Origin of the sequence: Streptomyces sp. NPDC085460 (assembly GCF_044541975.1) — a bacterium.
GTDB lineage: Bacteria > Actinomycetota > Actinomycetes > Streptomycetales > Streptomycetaceae > Streptomyces.
Genome location: NZ_JBITTO010000013.1, coordinates 182,327 through 188,803, shown reverse-complemented (window position 1 = coordinate 188,803; position 6,477 = coordinate 182,327). Strand labels below are relative to the sequence as shown.

5 protein-coding genes are annotated in these 6,477 nt (G+C 74.1%); 4 read left to right on the top strand and 1 reads right to left on the bottom strand.

Features of this window, described 5'->3' with window-relative positions; all coding sequences use genetic code 11:
• The first annotated feature begins 913 nt into the window (after positions 1 to 913).
• Positions 914 to 1,150 (top strand): hypothetical protein, encoded by a 237-nt coding sequence (locus ACIGHB_RS29575; RefSeq protein ID WP_399917204.1) that lies wholly within the window; start codon positions 914 to 916, stop codon positions 1,148 to 1,150.
• A 184-nt stretch (positions 1,151 to 1,334) separates the two neighbouring features.
• Here ACIGHB_RS29575 and ACIGHB_RS29570 read toward each other — a convergent pair whose 3' ends face one another.
• Positions 1,335 to 3,104 (bottom strand): ABC transporter ATP-binding protein, encoded by a 1,770-nt coding sequence (locus ACIGHB_RS29570; RefSeq protein WP_399917202.1) that lies wholly within the window; start codon positions 3,102 to 3,104, stop codon positions 1,335 to 1,337.
• A 205-nt stretch (positions 3,105 to 3,309) separates the two neighbouring features.
• Between ACIGHB_RS29570 and cseB the strand changes: the two genes are divergently transcribed.
• The 3 genes from cseB to ACIGHB_RS29555 all read left to right on the top strand — a co-directional run bounded on the left by cseB (position 3,310) and on the right by ACIGHB_RS29555 (position 6,453).
• The gene (cseB, locus tag ACIGHB_RS29565) at positions 3,310 to 4,017 is read left to right on the top strand and encodes a two-component system response regulator CseB (protein ID WP_399917200.1); all 708 of its coding nucleotides are present in this window, start codon (positions 3,310 to 3,312) and stop codon (positions 4,015 to 4,017) included.
• 14 nt (positions 4,018 to 4,031) lie between these two features.
• Positions 4,032 to 5,345, top strand: a complete 1,314-nt coding sequence (locus ACIGHB_RS29560; protein ID WP_399917198.1) for a sensor histidine kinase — start codon at positions 4,032 to 4,034, stop codon at positions 5,343 to 5,345.
• 157 nt (positions 5,346 to 5,502) lie between these two features.
• On the top strand, positions 5,503 to 6,453 hold the full coding sequence (locus ACIGHB_RS29555) for a D-alanyl-D-alanine carboxypeptidase (RefSeq protein WP_360320686.1): 951 nt from the start codon (positions 5,503 to 5,505) through the stop codon (positions 6,451 to 6,453).
• Positions 6,454 to 6,477: the final 24 nt, after the last annotated feature.

The window sequence follows — 6,477 nt, the reverse complement described above, 5'->3', positions numbered from 1 at the left end:
CCCAATTTTTTTTTTTTTTATTTTGGGGGCTTTTTTTTTTTTTTAAACCCGGGGGGGGGGGGGGGGGGGGGGGGGTTCCGGGGGGGGGGGGGGGGGGGGGGGCCCCCCCCCCCCCCACGACGGCGGACGCTGTTCGGCGGCGCCGTTCCCGAGCAGAGCCCACGCCGCCCACGCCGACAGGGGTACGACGAGCGCGGCCAGGAGCAGGGCGGCGCGGCCCGTGACACGGCGGGGCCGTGACCCGTGGGCCTCCCGGTCCGCGCTCGGGGGCTCGGGGCCGAGGCCGGAGGGCCCGGAGGGCTCGGTGGCCTCGGTGGGCCCGAAATCCGCAGCATCGGCCGAGGCCGGCGTCGCGGCGACGACGCCGTCCGCGATGCGCTCCCTGGCGCTCAGCCAGTCGGCGACCCGCTCGCCCTCCCCGCAGGCGCGCACGAACGCGGCGAGCACGTCGGGTCGCGGCAGACTCGTCCGCCGGAGGGTGTCGGCCAGCGTGCTGCGGGCCAGCACGTCCCCGTTGCGGGCGGCCTTCTCCTCCAGCTCACGGTAGGTCAGCCGGGAACGCTCCTTGAGCCGCTGCAACGACTCGACGAAGCCGGCGGCGTCTCGGGCCTCGTACGGCGATGACTCACCCAGATGCTCCACGGGCGTCATCCTCCGAGGTCGTGACGCGAGCGGCAACGGTGGATTTCGCCATGTCGCCGCTGTCCGGGACACGACGGGGGCGAGGTCCTGACCAGGCCGGACAGCGCGCGTCTGTCCGGGGACGGCCCCCGGCCTTGCTCCCGCCGCCCGCCGCTCCGCAGGCTCTGTCGTGCTCCGCCGGCCGACGCGCCGCCGGGGCACACCACGATGATCCGCGAGGAGGCTCGCCCTCCTCCGCCTACACACAGGGAGACCGACTACGGGCGCCACAGTGAAGCGCGTCGCCACGACACTCGCGGCCGGCGTGGCCGTCGCCGTGCTGTCGACCGCGGGCGTCGCGTCCGCCGCCCCGGCCCCCGCCGTCCTGACCCCGGCGGGGGCGCAGGGATGGGAGTACATCGGCGAGTTCAGCCGCTCGGAGTGCATCTCGCTGCGGGACTCCTACGCGGGTTCGGCCAAGTGCGTCCGCAACGCCGGCGGCCTGTACGACCTCTACGTCCGCACCTGATCCACCGCTGATCCACCGCTGATCCACCGCGCCACGCGGCCGGAGCGTGAGGGAACTCCCTGAGCGCCCGGCGGCGCGTACGTCCGAAGAGCGCCCGGCGCCGGGCGAGCGGGAGCGGAAGCCGGCCGTACAACGGGGGGCCGGCTTCCGAGCCCGCGCGCGGGCTACGCCCGGGGTACGGGCGTCACGCCGTCGCCAGGAACTGCGTGGCCGCCAGCTCGCCGTACAGCTCGTCGCCCTCCACCAGCTCCGCGTGCGTGCCCACCGCGCGTACCCGGCCCGCCTCCATGACGACGATCCGGTCCGCGAGCGTCACCGTGGAGAGGCGGTGCGCCACGACGAGGACGGTCGTCTCCCGCGCCACCTCCGCCACGACGTCCCGCAGCGCCAGCTCGTTCACCGCGTCCAGCTGCGAGGTCGCCTCGTCGAGCAGCAGCAGCCGCGGCCTGCGGAGCAGCGCACGCGCGATGGCGACCCGCTGCCGCTCGCCGCCCGACAGCTTGGAGCCGCGGTGGCCGACCACCGTCTCCAGGCCCTCCGGCAGCCGTTCCACGAGCGCGTCGAGCCGGGCCCGTACGAGAACCCTGCGGATCTCCTCCTCGTCCGCGTCCGGCGCGGCGAAGGTGAGGTTCTCGCGCAGGGTGCCGGACAGGACGGGCGCGTCCTGCTCCACGTACCCGATCGAGGCCCGCAGCTCGGCCAGCGGCCACTCCCGTACGTCCCGGCCGTCCACGAGGACCCGGCCCCCGGTCGCCTCGTAGAAGCGCTCGATCAGCCCGAACAGCGTCGTCTTTCCCGCGCCCGACGGTCCCACGAAGGCCGTCATGCCCCGTCCGGGCACCTCGAAGGAGACGCCCCGGTGCACGGCGGGGAGCTCGTCCCGGTACCGGAAGGACACGTCGTCGAAGACCACGGACGCGGGCCCGGAGCCGCCCGCCGGAACCGTCGCCCCGGCGTCGGGCTCCTCGACCTCCAGCGCCTCGGCCTCCAGGATCCGCGCCACCGCCGCCGATCCCACCTGGAACTGCGTCGCCGCCTCGACCAGCTTGGAGATCGGCTCGATCAGGTAGAAGAGGAAGAGCAGGAACGCGATCAGGGACGAGATCGACGTCGCCCCCGACGCGACCCGCGCGCCACCGATGCCGAGGACGGCGAGGAACGACACCTGTACGGCGAGCCCGATCGAGGAGCCCGCGAGCGACTGCCACTTGGCCGACTTCACGCCGTGACGCCAGGCGTCCCGCGCCGCCTCGTCCACCACGGCCGTCTCCCGCGCCTCCGCGCCCGACGCCTTGATCGTCCGGAAGGCGCCGAAGGCGCGCTCCAGAACGGTGGAGATCCGGCCGACCGCCTCCTGGGAGCGCCGGGTCGCCGCCGCGATCCGCGGCATGAGCACGGCGACGGCTCCGCCGATCAGCACGATGACGCCGACCGTGACGCCCAGCAGCACGGGGTCCATGAACCCCATGAGCACCAGCGTCGCCACGAAGGAGAGCCCGCCGGTCGCCGCCGACACGACGGACTGCGTGGTGACGGCCCGCAGCAGGGTGGTGTCGGAGGTGATCCGCGACATCAGGTCACCCGGCTGGGTCTTCTCGACCTCCGGCAGCCGCAGCCGCAGCAGCCTCCCGATCAGCGAGCGCCGGGCGGCGAGCACCACCGACTCGGCCGTCCGCTCCAGGACGTACGAGCCGAGCGCCTCGACGGCCGTGCCGAAGACGACGAGCGCCGTCAGGACCAGCAGGATCGACGCGATCGGCTCGTCGTGGCCGAGCCGGTCCACCAGTGCCTTCGCCGCGAGCGGCTGGGCGAGCCCGCTGGCCGCGCCGATGAGGGCGAGCACCGCCCCGAACGCGACGGCGGCACGGTGCGGCCGGAAGTGGGTGTAGAGCGCCCGCCAGACCTGGCGGGCGGGGACGCCGGAGGCGGCGGGGGTTTCGAGAGCGGTGGTCACACGGGTCAGGACGCGAGAACTCCGCTCTCACCTGACAGACGAACCCGGAAGGAGCGGCGAACCCGGAAGGCGCGGCGTGCCCCGGCCCCCCAACCCCCGCGCCCCGCTCCCCGCCCCCGCTCCCCGCGCCCGCGTCCGCGCCCGCCGGGAGCGGTGGGGCATGATGGCAGATCCACCCGTCCCCGCGTTCGATGGATGTACCCGCATGTCTGAGCCCGTTCCCGTGACGATTCTGCTCGTCGAGGACGACGAGGTGATCCGCAGGTCCGTCGCCATGGCGCTGGAGCGGTACGGATACCGCGTGACCGTCGCGGGCGACGGACTCACCGGCCTCGAACTGTTCCGGGACGGGCGGCACGACCTGCTGCTGCTAGACGTGATGCTCCCCGCCCTCGACGGCATCGGGCTGTGCCGCCGGATCAGGGAGTCCAGCACGGCGCCGATTCTCATGATGTCCGCGCGCGGCGACGCCCTCGACGTGGTCTCCGGACTGGAGGCCGGAGCCGACGACTACGTGGTCAAGCCGGTCGACACCGCGATCCTGGTGGCCCGCATCCGCTCCCTGCTCCGCCGGGCCGCGTTCGTGCCGCCGGCCGCCGCGCCCTCCGATCCCCCGCAGACGGTGGCCGGAGCGCTGGTCTTCGGCGACCTGAGCATCGATCCGGCCGCCCTGGAGGTACGCAGGGCGGGGGAGGAGATCGCGCTGGCCCCGACCGAACTGCGGCTGCTGCTGGAATTCTCCGCCCACCCCGGGATCGTGCTGGACCGCCAGAGCCTGCTCCGTAACGTCTGGGACTACGGCTGGGACGGCGACACCCGCGTCGTCGACCTGTGCGTGCAGCGGCTGCGCAAGAAGATCGGCGCCGACCGGATCGAGACGGTCCGGGGCTTCGGCTACAAGCTGCGGCGCTGAACGGAGCACCCCGGATGACCTTCGTACGCGCCCTCCTGAACCCCCGCTCACTGCGCTGGAAGATCCTGCTGCTGACGGGTCTCGCCTGCGCCGCCATGGCCCTGACCGTGGGCGTCCTCGTCCACGAGTCGACCCTGAACCGGTCCCTGCACGAAGGCGCGGGCAAGGCCGCGACCGCCCTCGACCAGGCCATGCGAGACGTCCGGGACGGCGGAGAACCACCCGTGGCCACCCCGGCGGAGCTCCCCGACGCCCTGCTGCGCCAGGTCGAGCGCGAGGGCGACGGCACCCTGTACGTGAACCGGCCCCCGGCGCCGGTCTACTGGGCCGCCCGGCAGGAGGGCGGCCGGCTCTACGCGGTCAGGGTCGACATGACCGCCGACCTGCTCACCCGGCAGGCGCTGGACCGGCACATGTGGAAGTACTCCCTGCTCACCCTGGGCATCGTCGTCCCGGTCACCGCGCTCGTCACCGAGCTGCCCGCGCGGCGGCTCCGCCGCGTGGCCCGCACAGCGCGCCGCATCACCGCGGGCGACCTCGACGCCCGCACGGGCACCGGCCGGCGCCCCGGCGACGCGACGCGGCCCGCGGGCGGGGACACGGACACGGGCGAGGACCGGCACACGTACGGCGGCGGTGACGAGATCGGGGAGATCGCGGCCGTCGTCGACTCGATGGCGGACAGCCTCCAGCGCCGCATCGCGGGGGAGCAGCGCTTCACCGCCGACGTCGCGCACGAACTCCGCACCCCCCTCATGGGCCTGGTCACCTCGGCCGGGCTGCTGCCCGAGGGCGAGGCCACCGACATGGTCAGGGACCGGGTCGGAGTCCTGCGGGACCTGGTCGAGGACCTGCTGGAGATCTCCCGACTCGACGCCGGCGCCGAGGAGCCGCAGTGTCGTCCGGTCGCCATGGCGGAGCTCGTACGGGAATCGGTGGCGAGGGCCGGCCTCGACGCGCGGGTGACCGCCGACGAGTCCGCGGAGGTCCGGACGGATCCACGGCGCCTGGACCGGATCGTCACCAACCTCGTCGTGAACGCCCACCGCCACGGCGCCGGGCCCGTGGAGATCACCGTCTCGACCGGGACGATCACCGTACGGGACCACGGCCCCGGCTTCCCCGCGGACCTCCTCGCCCACGGACCCCAGCGCTTCAGGACCGGCGCGGACGAGCGGGGTCGCGGCCACGGCCTGGGCCTGACCATCGCGTCGGGGCAGGCGCGGGTGATCGGGGCGGTGCTGGCCTTCGCGAACCACCCCGAGGACGGGGGAGCGGTGGCGACGCTGCGCCTCCCGGACGAGGGGCCGTCCGCTCCCGGGCGGTGACCGCCGCCCGCCCGAACCGCACCGCCGCGTCCGCGCTGATACACGATCGATGGGTTGCCGAGCCTCTCCGGCGCCTTCGCCTCGGCCGTCCGGACACGTCGCCCCCGCAGCCTTGCCGTCGTACCGATCCCGTACGACAGCACCCGGAGGCGGTCCCATGTCCCTCACCCTCAGCCATCGCACACGCGTCACGGGCGGCGCGCTGGCCCTGGCCCTCGTGACGGCCCTGGGCGTGGCCGTCAGCGGATCGGGGACGGAGCCCCGCCCCGCCGCGCCCTCCGCGCCCGGAGTGACGCCCTTCGACACCGGGGCGGTCCCGTGGCCGGAGGACGGCCAGACCGCCGTCGTACTGGAAGGGGCTGGGCCGGTGACCACACGGGGCGACGGGCGTCCCGTCCCCATCGCGAGCCTCACCAAGGTGATGACCGCTCATGTCATCCTCCAGGAACACCCGCTGCGGCCCGGAGAGGACGGCCCGCTGATCGAGGTGGACCAGCGGGCCGCGCACGAGGCGGGCGTCGGAGGCGAGTCGACGGTGCCGCTCCAGGCGGGCCGAAAGTACTCCCAACGGCAGCTCCTCGAACTGCTGTTGATCCCCTCCGGCAACAACGTCGCCCGCCTGCTGGCCCGCTGGGACGCCGGAAGCCAGGACGCCTTCGTGGGGAAGATGCGGAGCGCCGCCGCACGCCTGGGCATGGACCGGACGACGTACACCGGGGCGAGCGGCATCGAACCCACCACCGTCAGCACGGCGACCGACCAGCTCGTCCTGGCGCGGGCGGCGATGCGGCACCCCGTCTTCCGCGAGATCGTGGCCTCCCGCGCCGTCACCGTCCCCGGGGTCGGCACGATCACCAACACCAACCCCCTCCTGGACGTCCCGGGCGTCGTCGGCGTCAAGACCGGATCCAGCACCCCGGCGGGCGGGAACCTCCTGTGGGCCTGCGAGGTCCGTGTCGGCGGCACGCCGCGCCTGCTCGTCGGCGCCGTCCTGCACCAGCGGGCCGGCACCACTCCCGGCGAGGGCCTCCACGCGGCGGCCGACAGCAGCCGCCGCCTGATCACCGCGCTGCGCGAGCAGCTGCCGCGTACGCGGACGGAGGGCTGAACCGCGATGACGACCGCGCGCCAC